Raw genomic sequence first — 17,428 nt, 5'->3', positions numbered from 1 at the left:
TTTTATGGTGACCAAATTTGGTCACCAAAAATACATAATTAAAACATTTACTTATGATAAAAAACTCAATTTTATTCTCTTTCAATCAATCATTTTGCTCTTCATTTTTCTTAAATTTTAATAAATCACCCACTTCAACATTAAGCAATACACACAATTTCTCTAACGTTTCAAAATCTATTCGAGTCGATTGACCATTATATAACTTATGTAATGTTGTCTTACTCATTCCAGTCGCCCGCACTACATCCGCTACTTTCATTCTTCGTTCTGCCAAAAGTACTGGCAAGTTACAAACTATCATTAATTACCACCATTGTGTAATAAAGTACTTGCATGGTGTCTTAAATGCATCTATTATTGCATTGTGACCTTAAATAACACCATTGTGATACTTTATAAAAGGATACAGACATGAATCTTACTTATATTACTACAAAAGAACTGGCGGAACGAATCCATTACAACGAGCGTACCATCCGTAATCAGTTGAAGGACAGTGTTCTAATCGAAGGCATTCATTACATCCGCCCTTTTGGTGGACGCAAAATTTTATATGTATGGGAGCGTATTGAAGAAGATATGACCAAAACCACTTTAGGCTCGCTACACAGCCTACAACTTCAGTAAGGAGAACATTATTATGGCTGCCATCCGTACCAGATACGGTAAGTTATGTGTCGATTTTCGATACTTAAACATCCGTTGTCGTGAAACAACAGCTCTGGAAGACAATGCTCAAAATCGCAAAAAGCTTGAAAAAGCGATTGAGCGAATGGAAGCAGAAATCTTATTGGGTATTTTTGACTATGCTAAATACTTTCCAAAAAGTTCTCGTTTGAAAGAAATCAAAAATGCAGAAAACAGAGTAAATGAGATCAGCTCTAAAACACCTCTATTTTCAAAATTCTGTGAAATCTGGTTCACTGATAAAGAAATAGAATGGCGTACGAGCTACAAGGGAAAAATTCAAATTGTGATCAAAAAGTACTTAATCCCTTTTTTTGGCACAATTCCGGTAATTAATATTAAAAAGTCAGACATTCTTGGATTCCGCTCATCCCTCGCCAAAGTGACTCACGGGAAAAACCAAGAATGTCTTTCACCATCAAGAATCAACCAGATTATGATAGCACTTCGCATGATACTCGATAGTGCTGCTGAACGATATGACTTTGATAGCCCTTATAAAAATATCAAGAACTTAAAGCAAGGAAAGATTGAAGTAACACCTTTTTCATTAAAGGAAGTACACGCAATCCTTGCCACAGTTCGTGATGATTTCAAGCCTTATTATACTGTTCGATTTTTCACAGGTATGCGCACCAGTGAGATCGATGGCTTGCAATGGAAAAATGTGGACTTACCACGTCGTGAAATCCATGTCAGAGAAGCGTTAGTAAATGGAGAGCTTGGTGGAACCAAAACTTATGGTTCTGACCGCACCATCCAAATGAGTGATCGGGTTTATCAGGCCTTTCTGCAACAGAAAAGCTTAAATAATGGTAAATCCAGTTTTGTTTTCTGCAATCGTGATGGTGGGCCTCTCGATTATCGCTTGGTAAACAAGCGTGTCTGGCATCCCCTGCTACGCTTTTTAGGGCTAAAGCCCCGTCGTGCTTATCAAACACGTCATACCGCAGCAACACTCTGGTTGTCGGCAGGCGAGAACCCGGAATGGATCGCACGCCAGCTGGGACATTCAACCACTGAAATGCTGTTTCGAGTCTATAGCCGCTACATTCCGAATGTTACACGTCGCGATGGTAGTGCTTTTGAAGCCATGCTGGAGAGACTAAATACAGAGGAGCTTGCCCATGAACAGTAAAGCTTTCTTTGGTGGCGTAGTCGTTAGCCCAGAAGCAGATATGGTCGCGCGTGAACTCATTCAAGAGTTACACATTCCCAAACTGCACAATCTGGCCTTTTTGCTGGAAATCAATAAATGCTTCGATGATCACCAAGCATTAAGACTCTGGCTACAGCGAATGCTGGATGAAGGGCAAGCTCATTACGATGACTTGGCTCAACAGGCCCGTTTCCGGTTAATGAGCCTAGCTCACTAATAAAACAAACATAAAAGGTCATCAAATCGATGACCTTAGCCCCTCTATACCTATAAAAAGGTGAACACATGCATAAAGATATTTCAATTTGGATGCCACTCTATATTGGCGACCTACAGGCAAAATTTGCACGAATGACGGCAGAACAAATTGGTGCGGCACTGCTGTTAATGATGGATTTCTGGAAAAATGGTGCCATTCCTCATGACCTAGCTACTGTATGTAGCATCACGAAATTATCGCAACATACCAAGGCTAAAACTTTGTTGAATACACTGTTGGCCCTGGAATTGTTTGAAATCGAATCTGAGGAGATTCATTCAAATTTTTTAACCAGTTTAAAAAGCCAGGCATTGCAAAATCAGCAAATGAAATCTGATAAAGCTAAAAATGCAGCCCAAGCACGTTGGGGGAAATCCGCAAGTAATGCTCAAGCATCAGCCAAGCAACGCAAAGTAAATGCTCAAGCAACTCTTGAGAAGAGCCCGAGTATTACTCAAGTCATGCTTGAATCATGCCCTTCATCTTCATCTTCATCTTCATCTTCATCTTCATCTTCATCTTCATCTTCATCTTCATCTTCAAATTTTGAAGAAAAAAATGAGAGTTTTTTAGAAAATTCAAAATGGATTTAGGAGATCAGCCATGAATACCATGCTTAAAACACTCCAGTTTCGCGCAGAAACAACGGAAACACTTTGCCCTACCCATCATATACCCCTGATGGAAATTGCAGGTCACAGGCTCTGTAAATTGTGTGCCAAAGAAAACGTCCATCACTCACATGCAGCCTATGAGGATGAATTGCAACAGCGATTGCTACAACAGAAAATTAAAAATTCAGGGCTCAATAAACGCTACCTGGATCGTGGCTTCAAGAATTATGTAGTTGCATGCCCTGAACAAGACAATACCATCAAGCTATGTCAGGCCTTTGCACAGCAGATTATTTCTGACCACAACCCGAACATGTTGATGATTGGTACACCGGGTACAGGTAAAACCCATCTGAGTGCATCAATCATTCGCAACATTCTACATAACAGTACAAAATCTGCACGCTACTATACCAGTGCAGAAATTGCTCAAAAAATGATGGATACCTGGTCAGATGCTTCACGTTCTGAGAAGCAAGTTATCGACCATTTCTCCAATTTTGATTTATTAGTGATAGATGAATATGGCCTGCATGACCGGCATGAAAAACGTCTAGAAATGGTACATAAGGTTTTATATAGCCGTTATGACAGTATGAAGTCGACTCTGCTAATTTCCAATTTCACAGTCCAAAATATGCAGCGGGATTTAGGTGTCCGATTATGGTCACGATTACATGAGAACAATTTGATTGTAGTGCCATGTTATTGGGATGATCAGCGGATAACCAAATAATACGACTCTTTACTTAAGCCAATTATCTCACTGAAATAATTGGCTTTTTATAATCAGATTTTTCAAAATTGCATTAATATTATATTTTAGATAAATGGTAGTTTTATTTGATAAAATTGGGTAAAAAGGTTCTTTATACGAATACTGCCTCTTATGGATTATGCAGATCATCCATCAAGTTGATACCTACCCTACCTAAATTACACTATTAAAATTCAGAGTTCCCAAGAAATCATTATGTTAGAGCCAATTTTTAAGCTAATACCAGTTAAGAACTATCGTCATCCCTATGAAGTTAAAAAAGTCTCTTATATGGAAACGGGCGATTCAAGATTTACTTATGCTGTTATTAACTTGGTACCAACTGCTAAAAATATTAAGAATACAGAATAGACCTGTTGCGAAAGTATAGTTTTATCTAATTTTTGAATTGGCTAAAACCTCATAAAATATAGATTTCAGCTGTTTAAAACTTAATTAACGCAAGAGGTCTAATATTTTATCCGTGTTCTTATGATGAATGAGCTTCTTAAATCTGATGCTGAATTTAATATTGCATCGGGTTTATTCACCAGTTTCATACATCCTGATGTTTCTGTGGCTATTAAAGGTAAATTAGATCCAGTACAAGATTCAAATTTATACGAAGCATTGGCACAAACTGCAATGGATACTTTTGCTCAAGAATATAACTATGAATCCATTATTGAAAATCAAGACATGGCTCGCCTGTTCGGCTTTTTAATCTCTTCCATGATTGGAATTGAATTTAATCTCAATCCTGTTAAGTCTGAGGTAGCTGTTGCCTCTGAACTTTTAAAAAATCTTGATGATATTTTTTATATTTATAAAAACTACACAGCTCTCAATCTTGGCCCTGAACTTAGATCTGAAATAAATTATCAATTCTGGTCAGCTCTTACAATGATGACACGCAGTAATGCTTTGGTATATGCAGATAGTTCGAAAGGTTATGATTTTTCAAGCCTAGCTAACAAGAAGGCTGACTTAACCCCTAAAAATCTTAAAAAAGCGATTGAAACCAGCTTACCTTACTTTAACAAAGCACATATTCAACGTGAAATTCGAGATTTACTTACTCATGCTGATTTTGACTTGTCAAATAAGAGGATCACCTGCAGAGATATGATTATGTCTTCTATACAACGTGGGAAAGTAAATATGCATGCATTTATGAAATATAAAAATACTATTGCAGTCCTATATCGTGCGTATCTAGTTTCTATAAAACAAAATACTTCTGAAAATGAGATTAAAAAGTTAAATGCTATGCTGGATGAATCCATCTTTCGACTTTCTACCTCACCTCAAAACACTCTCACTATAAAAATACTTAAAGACCTGTTTACTATAGAGAAAAAGCCTTTAAATGTTCAGGATAATAATGATGTAGATATTATAATCAGTGAAGAAATATCTAATATTATCAAGAATCTGACTCTCATGATTAAAAGAATTTATCATTCTTTTAATCATGAGAGTCAGATATTAGAGATATTACTTGAACTGTTAACATTAAGCATACAAGTAAATTTCATAAGCCTATTTATTTCAATCTAGCAGAAAAATTGATTATAGCTTCTAAAATTTTAGAAGCTGTTTTTATTAATTTTTTAGGGCATCAATATAATACTTGAATTAGAGACAATATTTATGAAGGCAACTCCAATAAATTAATGAGATGAAATAGTATTTAATTTCCGACTCTTTAAAATCGATATTCCATAATTTTCTACATTCATCTCACAAAGACAGTCAAAAAAAGAGGCCTGAAGAATTTAATTTTAACTATTAAAATTAGGTTACTTTAGCTCCTCAATATCAAGATTATTTTCTGAATATTCATATTGAGATAATAATTCCCAGCATTCATTTTTCTTCGCCCATTCAGAAATCATCCTTCCTTTGGCAGTTTCATGCAAGTATTTATTAACTTCCTCTGACCAAATCAGAATCTGTTTAACAAGTCCTTCAGAAAGCTTTTGATTTAACCAGATTTTTTGAAAGTTAATACGGCTTCCAATTTTTTGAGACACAATGGCTACTGTATATGCAGTTATATTAGCTTGGAAAGCAGGAAATTTTGACCTGATAACTTTCTGTGCAGTTTTGAATATAATGGTTTGTGCAATAATATTTTTATAATAGGTGACATCAAATTGTAACTGCTTATCCTCATCGGTCGACTGGATCATATTCATAAATGCAGTAAAGTTCTTTTGTCCCCCCAAACTCACCAGATCAGGCTTTTGCTCCCATGCACAAACATATTTGGCTAATTCAGTTTTAGTAATTTTTCTGCTGGTAGGTATAAGTTCCTGTATACGTTTAATGCCAGCAGGAGTTTTGCCCTCACGCTCAAGCATTACTTTATAGCTTCCCCCAGCTCTTTCATAGAACCATCGGCTTACACCATCAGGGCAATAAGTTGATAGTGCTAACTTTTCAAGATTAATATGATAAGGTTTATTCGCTGAAAGATCCGATTGCTTGACTGCATTTTGGCTATTCGCATAGCGTGAAATATCTGAAATCAGTTGCTCTTCTTCCAGAGGATCTGTTTTTCTTAAAACAATGATTTTCGCAGGTACATGCACAGCTTTCAGGTTAACTGCTGGATTTTTTTTCTTGGTAAAGAACATGGAAGCTGTTGTTTGTCCTCCATTTACGATTTGCATTCCCTTTAACCAAGAGATACCAATTCCACCGTTTTCTAATCTGCCTAAATGTGCTTCATCTGCGATAATTACCACGCCATTGTTGTAAGCCATGAAACGTTCTGGCTGATCAATTAAAGTATCACGGATACCTTTATTTACTTTTCCTGTCTGACTTAAAAAAGATCTAACGTTTGCCTCTAGAATACGTGGACCATATTTTTCATATACATATCTTAAAGCCTCTCCAGGAATTACAGTCATTGCATAATCATACTCTCCATGCTCATTTGGAACCCACACACATGGAAGTGGACTACCAGAAACATGTTCAAAATTCACAATGAGTTCATCCCTAGGTTTACCTTCTTGCAGATGATTAAATAGCCTTGATATATCAATAACTTCAAGTTTTATTGTTTTACCTTGTATTTCTCTACTTTGAAATTGACGAGTTTTTGCCACTCTGTCTGTTAATACATAAATCCTTATCTGTTCAAATTGAGAATAACCATCTTCTATCGTACGAACTAATGGGTATGCTTCATGAGACTCATCCATTTTTGAAGATAGCTTTTTTTCAACACAGTATTTGAGAAATCTCAAACAGCGTTCTGCTGCTGCTTTAATTTCTGAATCAGGAATATTTTCTAATTCGTTATTGCCACTATATTCAGTAACATATAGATCTAATTGATCGGCTTCTTCAGATATTGCAAAGCCGCTTAAACGGAGTATACCTTGTATATTTGCATAATAACGACACATCTCAGGCTCGAATGTCATACCAATTTCTGACATGTGCTGAGTAACAATTTCAGTAAATATAACTTCTGCATATAAACCTTGTTGATCTGATTCTTCAGTTCGTGTAGATATTTCAGTTTGTACATCACTCTGAATATTTTTTAAAAAATCAATTAATTCCACAATTTCCAATTCCTAATTTCTGAAGAACTAAACTTAAATCAATAGACTGGTTTATAAAGGGTGTTAAATCTATTTCATATTTAGCATGTCTTATATTTACAGCGATATTCCCAGGTACTAATCGTGGAAAATTTTCATCAACCAACCAAAAAAACGAGTTTTCAGTTTTAAATTTACGGATATAGTTTTCTTTCTCACTTTCCAGATATCCAATTCTCAACAAAAGGTTATTAAACCTAGAAAGTTCAGCTGGATAATCATTTAACTGCTCACGAATTAAATTAATTCGTTCAGTTAATGTTTTACCTGCTGAATTTAGAGAAAAACGATAGCCATTTAAAAATAGTGGTGATTTCTCACTATCATCTAATTGTTCGAGTGAATTAATTTTTGCAACAAAACCTTGATTTGATAATGTACTTTTAGTTTCTATAGCACCAGAACCCATTTCAAAGTCTTTTAAGCCATCCAGAGGCCCTTTCCAAGCATTTAATACTTCTGAGATAGGTAGATTTAAGGAAATTAAACTCAATATTACCTCTAACTCCCCTATTAAACCTAATTCCGCCTCCTGAGAGAGCTCTCGCTCCCCTTTCGACATAAAAGAAAGCCAAGCATAAATTCTATTAATAAATACAGAAACTAGTTTATTTTCATTCAAGTCCTGATATTGGATTATTGTGTTACATACATCCACAATCATCTTTGTGAATAAATCCAGATCACCATCTACTTGCCGTACAAGAGCAAAACCTTTTCTTGCCGCCTCATTAAACCTTTGTACCCTAAAACCTTGAGCTATAGGTAAGGTAATCCTTGATTCGAGAATCTGGGAGTAATTGATATCCAGAAAAATTGCTTCCTCACGTTTTAAAAGATTGTAACTTGCCAACAAAGACCAATTACTATGTTTATATAGAGGAAAAGTAACCCATCCCTCCTGATTATCTGTTGAAGATAAAGCTTTCCAAGCTACTAATATCTGTTGTTGATCAATTTGCAGCCCCATAGAGGTTCTCCCATTCAATATTGTTTACTTTATATTCAACTTTTTTATCTAAATTACTGTGAGGAAAACTGCATGCAAAACCTACATAAGGTATTTCTTTCACCTCAGAAAGTTTAGAGTCTTCTGGCAAATATATAATTAATAAACCTGTTTCTGGTCTATTTTTACCACGAACAAGACGACAACTAATTCCACTAGGATAATTATTATTTTTTTCAGCTCCCTCTTCTTTATGTTGGGAAGCAATTTCCAATGCTTCAGCCCATTCATCTGGGTTCAAATCCAATGCTTCATCACTAGGTGATAATAACCTACGGATTGCATATCTATCCTCATGCTTCCCGTTACTTTTACGTTCAGCTTTTTTTACTATAATTGAATCCGATAATTGTATAGGTGAACGTGTAATACTTCCTCCCATTAATGCAATATTCCATGATTTTAACTCTCCCTGTTCAGCCATGCTTTCAATAAATTTTTTTAACATTTTACTGTTAGCTTTGAGAGATTCTGGATGAGTTTGATAATGATCAAGGAAATCGAGAATATGTATATGCTCAACGTTTTCCCAATAATAATTATTAGAAGTAGATTTATTATCTGTAGGATTATTACGGAGCCGCATAGGAGTTTTAGATGGTTTCCCCAAGGTGTTGATCAGGTAACTTAAAGCTTCAAAATTATTTTTTAGAATTTTCTCATCTTTCATAAAGCTTACTGTTTCACTTACAGTTCCACTAAATGATAAATATAAAGACTTTGCAGTTCTCATTTTTAGGGGGGACGTAACCATTAATACAGGATGTGACTGCACTTTTAGTCCATAATCTCGTGGTGTACCTCCACTATCTACCATAAGATTGAATTCTTCTCTCAATTCTAAAGAGGCATCTGCAATATGTTCAAACCATTCAACTAATTCAGAAGGAGTATAAAGTCGACAGAGATCAAGATATCCTCCACGATACCCAAACCATCTTCCCATTTGCATTAATGTGTCATACATTCTAGATGCACGTAAAAAATAACTAACACATAATCCCTCCAGAGTTAGACCACGTGCTAACTTATCACCACCAATAGCAATGACTTTTAATCCCTCTGCACTATCTGCATAATCAAGAGCATCTTTTGCTGTTCCATTGATCATCCGTACATTTATTTGTTCGATCACCTCTGGCAGAATCTGTTCTATTGTCTCCCAAGCTGGCAAAGATTCAGAACACAAATCAGGTACTTCTTCATTCATTGTTATATTGGTAGGAATGAAATCACTTTCCCAAAGTTCTTTAAACCTAGATAATATCTCCTGATTCTCAATTTTTCTAATTAGTCTCTGACTTATTTTTTTTATATATTCATCTACTTTCTCAAATACTTCTTTTTGAACGGCATTAAAACGAGTTACATGAATTAGCATTGATGTATGCTCATCGCCTTGTTTACGTACTTGCCGAACTACGCAAGCAATGACAAATGTATCTATTGCTTTTACAAGAGATAAAGGAATACCAAATTCTGATTCATGATAAGGTTTATGATCACTTTTATGCTTTATTGGCATCCATCCAGTTAATCCATCATCAGAATTATGATCATCCACCTCATGAATTATTGGTAGCTGATCTTTTCTTATATCGGTGCCTTCATTAATCCCAAATACTCTAGAAGGGCCAATATAGTTTGAGGGGGCAGCCAGATTCAAAATAAATGATTCTGGAAAGAGATCTTTTCCTTCAAGCTTTGTTTCCGCGTGTTCATGAATATAGATATTAGCAAATGGTGTAGCTGTATATCCCACATATGCTTTTCGTGTGAATAAATGAAGTATTTGTCTTATGAGACTATTAATCGCTTTTGGCTGATAATCTTCATCAGGAATACCAGAATCATTAAATATCTGTTCGCCTGTATCAACCGAAGCATGGTCAGCTTCGTCATCAATGATAAGAAGGGGAAGATTTGTGACAATTTTTCGTTTTGTTTCTTGATCAGTTGTATTTGCGACATGATCATGAATCCATTTATGCAGTCGCTTTAAGACTGTTTTATTTTTTTTAACAACAAATAACCATGGGCGTTGCTCTGGGCTAATACCAGTACCATTTGCCAGTTTATTATTAAAATCCCCTTTTTCAGTTCTATTCGTCACATAATTAGGTCTTGCAACTCCAGAATCAATATTTCCAACTCCAATAATTCTAATTTTATCTGGATCAGGATGTGTTTCATAACCCAAGAAACCTTCATCTAAACGCATTTGGGTTTGAGCCCGCAAGTTATTATGCATTCCAGCTAAGACAATAATAATCTTATAACCTGCATCAGCTGCTTTACATATTAATCCAGTAAAATTCCCCGTCTTACCTGATTGCACATGGCCAACCACTAATCCTCGTCTATCCCAAGGATCAGTTCTTTCAGGGTCCTCAAGTAAACCTAAAATAGTATCTGTAGAATCATCCAGAGCTTTTAAAGCGATCCATGGCAATTTCTTATCTTGCCATTCTTTATACCGTTGCCAATATTTCCATTCTTTCTTTCTTTCATTCGTCAACCAAGGAATATGCCCATTATCATTAACTAATATATTATTTTGCCCAATCCATACACTATAACGCCTTATAAGCTCTTCTATAATGTAATCTCTATCCAGATTTTCTTTGTATTTAGTATCTAATGAAACAGCTAAATTTATTTTTTCATTTAAAATTTGTGTGGTAATCAAAGATTTGTCTTGTACATTAAGTAAAAGGGTTTGAACAATTTGAATAACCTGCTGTTCATTTTCTTTAGATATTTTTGACATAAAATATTTCTCTAAAAATATTACTCTTATAAAGTTGAAATTAGATTTGGATATTTATTAAATGGTTCGGTTTTTCGGAGGCTAATTTTTGCTTCTTCCGGGGATATTCCTTTAATTTGCACCATGTTTTGGTATAAGGTTTTTAGAATATCTAAAATTGCTTCTGATGATTCTCCAGAAAATCCTGTTAATGGTGCTTCTTTATTTTCTGCAGTATCTAACCAAATTCTTTGAACTGGTACAGTCTCCTCGATAACTCTTAACATAAGTTTTAATTCTGGAAGTAAATTCTCAGATTTATTTAATACGGAATTAATAACCGGATGATCCAAATCTATTTTATATCTCATCCCATTTTTTGAATGTTCGGCCTTCCATGCTTGCTTAACTTCGGTCTTATCAATCGTAGTTTGAGTAATTTGTCCACGGTTAATAAAAACCTTGCGTGCCCTATTTCTTGTATTTTCAGCATGACTGGCCAACCATTTTCGTAAATATACTGGTGGTCGTGCAACAGCTTTTCGAATATCAATTTCCCACTCTTTATCCATTGTATTTGGGATATCGAGCCTTATTCTTGCAAGTTTATGGATTTCATCCTTGACCCATGCTTTTCTTTGGGAATCAGAAGATTTAAGACCTAACCAGCTACCTGCCACTATTAATCGTTCATTACGATAAACATAGAAACCCTGTTGAGCTATCCACCCATTTGGTCCTTCAGCTATTTTCAACTCTTGTGCAGTTAGACGATCCTTATGGGGTAATACATGACATTCAATTTTAATCTGCGTATTTTTAAAAGGCTGAACTGGTGAATTCCATGGTTTTGATGGATGGCCTGACAAAAAAGGGTCCCAAGGTTTAATTGCTTTTCCATTTATCCGGATAGTAAGTTTTTCTTTTATTTCCAGATAGCGGTGAAAGACCATAGATAAATGAGATTCGATCTGATCTATAAGATTCAACCAGTCATCAACGGTAAATTTTGAAGATACAATTCTATCTAGCTCCTCCCAAATTACCATTGTTCCGTGACCAGCATGATTTAGATCTTTAGTTAAATCCTCAAGCTCTGGAAACGGGCCTTCCAATAAATGCCACACCCCATCCTGTTGACGGGCTAAGACATCTAAATCCCATCTGAGACTATGGGTTCCATCCTTGCCACAAGATATTACAGTCAATTTTCTACATTGAGAAAATGAAGCAGTCTTAAGCCCCAAACCAAAACGACCCAGATCCTTGGCATCCCTTTGTTCTAATGGACTTCTCCCCCCTAATCTCATTGCCTTATCAATTTCTTCAGCACTCATGCCATTACCATTGTCCCAAACAATGACTCGACTCTTTTGACCATCCCAGTTAAAAAGTAAATCAATATGATTTGCATCAGCACTAATACTGTTATCAATAATGTCAGCCAATGCAGTCGCTGTGTTATAGCCCAACCCTCTTAAAGCTTCGATCATTGCACTTGCTTGTGGGGGGGCATTACGAGATTTAATATGGCTATGCATTACTTCCTTCCTTCGTACTCTCTTCTTCTTTCAAATCTTCTTTTATAAACGTAATAAAAGGTTCCAAATATTCAGAACGTGAAATATGTCTTAATTTTTTTAAAGCTTTTGCTTCAATTTGTCTGATACGCTCTCGGGTAACATTAAATTGGCTACCGACCTCTTCAAGAGTAAGATCATTATCATCTTTAAGACCAAATCTTAGTTCCAAGATTTTTGCTGGGCGCTCATCTAATTCAGCCAGCTGTTTATAAATCGCCCTTCTTAAGTCAGCTGCCAAGATCACATCTTCAGGACCTGAAAATGGGCTAATTATTTCATTCTCTTTTAAATATTTATTTTCTTCATCTAAGATATCATCAAAAAATACTACAGCATGATCAGCACTTATTGCCTTTCTAACATTCAGCTCTGAGCATTCGGCTTTATGTGCCAGTGATGAAATAGTGACTGGTAAACCTTCGTCTTCCAGAGACTGTCTTGCGATTTCAATAGAATTAACTAATTCATACATATGTACAGGTAATCGAATCAAACGATTAGTATTAGCTATCGCTCTGGTAATTGATTGTTTTATCCACCAAGTTGCATAAGTTGAAAATTTATAACCCAATTGATAATCATAACGATCAACTGCAGTTAATAACCCTATATTACCTTCCTGAATAAGGTCCTCTAATGGCACACCAGACAGCGCATATTTTTTTGCAAAATAATTTACTAACCTGAAATTTGCCTTAATTAATTTTTCACGAGCTTTTTTATACTTGGTAATAGGGTGAATAATTTCTTTAGCATCGATATCAATAAAATCTTCTTCTACAATTTTTAATAATTTGTCTAAATCTTTAATTTTAGGACGTGGAATATATTGATTACTTTCATAAGATTTATGATTTTTTCTTAGCTGAATTACAATATCCCCGAAATTTAAAGTCTCATTATTCTCTTTTGTTTCTAAACTATTTCCGTTATCAATTTCACTTATTTCATTATTTTTAATTTCATCACTAACACTTATTTCCTCATCAACTTCACTTTCTTCAACAAGCAGTTTATTTTCTTCTTTATTAGAAGAATTTTCAAATATATCAACTACTTTTGACCAATAATGAGCAGGTAAATTAGCAATATTCTTGGCAAGGGCCAACAAAGTAATATTCATTTGTAAGCCGATTCTTTCTTCCTCATCTCGTTCAATTAATTCAAATTTTTGGATTTGTGAAAAATAAATATTTAATGAGAAAAGATCGCCTTCCAGCTCATAATTCAAATTAATTAAACTATCTTCAATAAGGCTATCTGATGGATTAATATCATCATCTTCATAATTAGCTTCGAACGGCTTAAAGTCTTCTATCAAAACACCCAAATCACCAAACAAATTTAGAATCACAGGCAGTACTGTATCTATATCTGTCTCACCAATATCATTCTTAATAGCTTGTAATACTTGGCTATATGAAACCATTCCTTTGATGGTACTTTGAATTAACAAATAATATAAATGAGAAAATTCGTCTTTTATATTTATTATTCTTTGTTGACTAACAGGTAGATCAATTTCAATATCTGACCAATCAATCGTATCTATATCAAGAATTTGATGATTAACTATTTTATTATAAATTGTTTCAGCTTCCACCAAGCAAGCTAAGTCATTCTCAGGAACCTCGATTTCTTCATCACCACACCAGTGGTCAGACGTATCTGAAGCCCAGTCCGGATCAGAAGATAAATCTTCATCTAATTCAAAATTAAAATCTACTAAGTGACTGTCAACATCCTGTATTAAATTTTGTTCCTTTTCTATTTCTTTACTATCTTCGAACTCAATAATTGTCGTCTTAAAACTAACTATTTCTTGCCCAATCTTAGATTCAGTAGATTGATTTATAATTTGATCAGAGATTGCTTCACCAGAAAGATTCTGCTCACTAGTAGCCTTTGTTGTCTTATTTTGTACCTCTCGTATGATTTCCTTTATTTTTTCAACACCACTTGCTTCTGCATAATCAATAGCCGACATTCCTTTTGAGTCGATCAATTCTAAAGAAGCTCCAGCTTCGATCAAATACTGAAAAATATCTGGTTGTTTGAGAATTGCCGCTAACATTAAGGCTGAAAGGCCCGCTGAATCTACCGCATTTAATTGAGCCCCTCTTTCAATTTGTAATTTTACAGCGTCTAACGCACCAGCTTTAATAGTAGCTTTTAGTAAAGGACTCAAAGGCTTAGTCTTATATGAGATTTTCATAATAATCCCGGAAAGTTCAATCTAGACCATCAATTTTTAAATGCTAGTAATCTAGGTTCTTCTAAAATAGTATAAATATAGCACCAAATATTTGAAAAATAATCCAAAAAAGGGGAGTTATAGACTAAATAGTATAAAAATTTACTAGGAAATTTTTAATTCACTGCTATTGGAAAGCAAACTGTTATTATTTTAATTACAAGGCTTTATTTAATTTTACCGATCAAGTTTTTTAAGTCTTGTGCGATTGACAAGACCTGGTATTATGCATGTGTTTTTTAAGTTATCAGGCTAATATGAAAGATAATGATATTTTAGTAATTGATCTATTCTCTGGGCCAGGTGGACTCGGCGAAGGATTCGCCTCTTACATAGATAATAATAAGCATCCTTTTAAAATAGGTATGTCTGTTGAAAAAGATCCACATGCTCATATGACACTAACTACAAGAGCGTTTTACAGACTTGCAAAGCAAACAGGCTGTCTAGATGGTTACTATCAATATTTAAATGGTAACCTTACAAGAGATGAACTGTTTGAATCATATAAAGAAATTTATGAATCAGCTTTTCAGGAAACCTTGAAAGGTCCTTCTGAATTAGGTAAAGATAATGACCACATTCATGCTAAAGTAAAAGAGCTAACAGAAAATCATTACGGACCTAAAATTTTAATCGGAGGTCCCCCTTGCCAAGCCTATAGTTTAGCTGGTCGTTCCAGAAATGCCGGCAATAAAAACTATGTACCCAAAGAAGATCATCGCCACTTTCTTTACAAAGAATATCTACAGGTTCTATCAATTGCAAAACCTGATGTTTTTGTCATGGAAAATGTCAGAGGGATTCTTACTGCAAAAGTTGAGAATCAATTAATATTTCCTCAAATTCTTAAAGACCTGCAGAATCCGTCAGAAATCACAGGATCAGAAGCTTGCCCTTCATACAAAATATATTCTCTTGTTGAAAAAACAGAAGAGGGAGATAACTCTACTACTCCAGACAAACTGAATTACCTGATTAAATCCGAAGAATTCGGGATTCCTCAAGCTCGACACCGAGTTATTCTGCTTGGAGTTAGGGAGGATATTAAACATATACCTGATATCTTGGATAAAAATATTTACCCTAAAGTTTCAGTTAAAGAGGCTATTGGTGATTTACCAAAACTACGAAGCGGGTTATCAAAAAAAGATGATTCTTATTATTCCTGGCAGCAAGTTGTATCAAGTAATGCCGAAACATTAAGCGCATTAAATAATATTGGTGTTGATGTTAATAAAACTTATCTCCAACCATATAAAGATTTAAAAAGAAAAGAAACTGTTCATAAATATAAATCATCAAACCAGTTGCCAGATCATTTGAAGAAATGGATTCTTGATCCTGAACTGAATCTAGTTCTCAATCATGAGACAAGAGGACATATGGAGTCAGATCTGCTCAGATACAGTTTTTGTGCATTATATGGTGAACAGAGAGGGTTCTCACCTAAAGCTGAAAATTTCCCGACTAAGCTTGCTCCACAACACCAGAACTGGAATTCTGGGTCTTATAATGACCGTTTTCGCGTGCAGCTTGCTCATAAGGAAGCGACTACAATAACAAGCCATATTTCAAAAGATGGTCATTATTTCATTCATTATGATCCAAAACAGTGTAGAAGTCTCACTGTAAGGGAAGCGGCAAGATTACAAACCTTCCCTGACAACTATATATTTGAAGGAAACCGTACTAATCAGTATACGCAGGTCGGAAATGCTGTACCTCCATTTCTTGCTCGACAGATCAGTAAAATTGTTTTCTCATTGTTAAAAAAACATTATAGCGATTTATAAAAATTAAATTCCGATGTTCACTCATGAATTACTGAACATCGGAATTGTTGCATGGTTAATAGTCCTAAAAGCGAATTTAAACAATTTCAATAAAAGAACTCTCCCCACGTAACCATTCAGAAATAAGATTAATTACTTTATCTGGATCTTTAGTTGCACCTCTAATACTACATTCCCAGACAACACCTACCCTCCAGTTATTTTCTAACAATAAATTTATTGATTTACTGTCATTAGCTTGGTTGCGTGTTATTTTTTCCTGCCAGAATTCAGTTCTGGTAGCGGGTAATTTAAAAAGACGGCAACCCTTATGACCATGCCAAAAACATCCATTTACAAAAATCACAGCCTTATATTTAGGCAGAACAATATCTGGTTTACCTGGTAGATTCTTTACATGAAGACGAAAGCGGAATCCTTTTTTATGTAGTAATTTACGGATTAGTATCTCAGGTTTCGTATTCCGCCCTTTGATACCCGCCATCATACGACTTCGGGTAGAAACATCGACAATATCTACCATACTTTTCACCCTACTATTTTGCTTCGTAAGCGTACGGTCATTACCCTTATTGGTTCTGTGGTCATGACTACCATCGTTTTTGTTTTTGCCATAATCAATGGCATCTCGTCTGCTAGGATCGACAGATTTTGTATTTGATGAAAATAGATTATCGAATAGTCTTGTAACTTTTAAAATGCTATTTTACCTATAATGTTCTACTACGCTTAAAGTGAATACTCTCATGATAGGAAAAATCGCTCTTACACTACTTGGACTGAGCTTGGCAGCTACATCAGCTATTGAACCGTACCGGGTTTGTCGGAGACTTTTTTATTTAAGTTAGGCCACCTGACCTAACGGATTAATCTTATCATAGTACATTGCTTCAAACTCAAAAGGCGATACATAACCCAGTGCACTGTGTACA

The 17,428-nt window shown here is 35.1% G+C and carries 14 protein-coding genes and 1 pseudogene; 8 read left to right on the top strand and 7 right to left on the bottom strand.

The genetic code is table 11. The features are described 5' to 3' along the window. Window positions 1-85: 85 nt before the first annotated feature. The gene (locus FTT73_RS12675; RefSeq protein ID WP_010588955.1) at window positions 86-304 is read right to left on the bottom strand and encodes a helix-turn-helix transcriptional regulator; all 219 of its coding nucleotides are present in this window, start codon (window positions 302-304) and stop codon (window positions 86-88) included. A 110-nt stretch (window positions 305-414) separates the two neighbouring features. Here FTT73_RS12675 and FTT73_RS12670 point away from each other — a divergent pair, with 110 nt between their 5' ends. From FTT73_RS12670 to FTT73_RS12640, 7 genes and pseudogenes are all read left to right on the top strand, one after another. Further along, on the top strand, window positions 415-630 hold the full coding sequence (locus FTT73_RS12670) for a hypothetical protein (RefSeq protein ID WP_001054887.1): 216 nt from the start codon (window positions 415-417) through the stop codon (window positions 628-630). Window positions 631-643: 13 nt separating this feature from the next. After that, window positions 644-1,828: an Arm DNA-binding domain-containing protein gene (locus FTT73_RS12665; protein ID WP_034682258.1), complete on the top strand. Its 1,185-nt coding sequence runs from the start codon at window positions 644-646 to the stop codon at window positions 1,826-1,828. Next, complete coding sequence (locus FTT73_RS12660; protein ID WP_005108379.1) at window positions 1,818-2,066, top strand: hypothetical protein; 249 nt, start codon at window positions 1,818-1,820, stop codon at window positions 2,064-2,066. Before FTT73_RS12665 ends, FTT73_RS12660 begins: the two co-directional genes overlap by 11 nt. A gap of 68 nt (window positions 2,067-2,134) precedes the next feature. After that, window positions 2,135-2,701: a DUF1376 domain-containing protein gene (locus tag FTT73_RS12655; RefSeq protein WP_180191529.1), complete on the top strand. Its 567-nt coding sequence runs from the start codon at window positions 2,135-2,137 to the stop codon at window positions 2,699-2,701. A 10-nt stretch (window positions 2,702-2,711) separates the two neighbouring features. Continuing rightward, complete coding sequence (locus FTT73_RS12650) at window positions 2,712-3,458, top strand: ATP-binding protein (protein WP_034682254.1); 747 nt, start codon at window positions 2,712-2,714, stop codon at window positions 3,456-3,458. Between the two features lie 237 nt (window positions 3,459-3,695). Further along, on the top strand, window positions 3,696-3,851 hold the full coding sequence (locus FTT73_RS12645; protein WP_180191525.1) for a hypothetical protein: 156 nt from the start codon (window positions 3,696-3,698) through the stop codon (window positions 3,849-3,851). A 102-nt stretch (window positions 3,852-3,953) separates the two neighbouring features. Further along, a pseudogene (locus tag FTT73_RS12640) lies at window positions 3,954-4,925 on the top strand (hypothetical protein); the annotation flags it as partial. 356 nt (window positions 4,926-5,281) lie between these two features. Here the strand turns inward: FTT73_RS12640 and mzaE are convergent. The 5 genes from mzaE to FTT73_RS12615 are packed head-to-tail and all read right to left on the bottom strand — an operon-like array spanning window position 5,282 to window position 14,661. Then, a complete protein-coding gene (gene mzaE / locus FTT73_RS12635) occupies window positions 5,282-7,066 on the bottom strand; it encodes an MZA anti-phage system associated AIPR family protein MzaE (RefSeq protein WP_005108375.1) in 1,785 nt (594 codons plus the stop codon). Further along, window positions 7,053-8,075, bottom strand: coding sequence for a PD-(D/E)XK motif protein (locus FTT73_RS12630; RefSeq protein ID WP_168406791.1), 1,023 nt, complete (start codon window positions 8,073-8,075; stop codon window positions 7,053-7,055). Before FTT73_RS12630 ends, mzaE begins: the two co-directional genes overlap by 14 nt. After that, window positions 8,059-10,884, bottom strand: coding sequence for a Z1 domain-containing protein (locus tag FTT73_RS12625; protein ID WP_180191528.1), 2,826 nt, complete (start codon window positions 10,882-10,884; stop codon window positions 8,059-8,061). Before FTT73_RS12625 ends, FTT73_RS12630 begins: the two co-directional genes overlap by 17 nt. A 26-nt stretch (window positions 10,885-10,910) precedes the next feature. Then, window positions 10,911-12,404 (bottom strand): ATP-binding protein, encoded by a 1,494-nt coding sequence (locus tag FTT73_RS12620; RefSeq protein ID WP_005108372.1) that lies wholly within the window; start codon window positions 12,402-12,404, stop codon window positions 10,911-10,913. Then, the gene (locus tag FTT73_RS12615) at window positions 12,397-14,661 is read right to left on the bottom strand and encodes a sigma-70 family RNA polymerase sigma factor (protein WP_180191527.1); all 2,265 of its coding nucleotides are present in this window, start codon (window positions 14,659-14,661) and stop codon (window positions 12,397-12,399) included. The genes FTT73_RS12620 and FTT73_RS12615 overlap by 8 nt, the downstream gene beginning before the upstream one ends. A gap of 296 nt (window positions 14,662-14,957) precedes the next feature. Between FTT73_RS12615 and FTT73_RS12610 the strand changes: the two genes are divergently transcribed. Next, window positions 14,958-16,496: a DNA cytosine methyltransferase gene (locus FTT73_RS12610; protein WP_180191526.1), complete on the top strand. Its 1,539-nt coding sequence runs from the start codon at window positions 14,958-14,960 to the stop codon at window positions 16,494-16,496. Between the two features lie 76 nt (window positions 16,497-16,572). Here FTT73_RS12610 and FTT73_RS12605 read toward each other — a convergent pair whose 3' ends face one another. Further along, window positions 16,573-17,019: a very short patch repair endonuclease gene (locus tag FTT73_RS12605; protein WP_005108368.1), complete on the bottom strand. Its 447-nt coding sequence runs from the start codon at window positions 17,017-17,019 to the stop codon at window positions 16,573-16,575. Between the last annotated feature and the right edge of the window lie 409 nt (window positions 17,020-17,428).

This window comes from Acinetobacter sp. YH01006 (assembly GCF_013420445.1).
In the GTDB taxonomy this organism is placed as follows: Bacteria; Pseudomonadota; Gammaproteobacteria; order Pseudomonadales; family Moraxellaceae; genus Acinetobacter; species Acinetobacter pseudolwoffii.
This window is presented reverse-complemented; position numbering and strand designations above follow the sequence as displayed.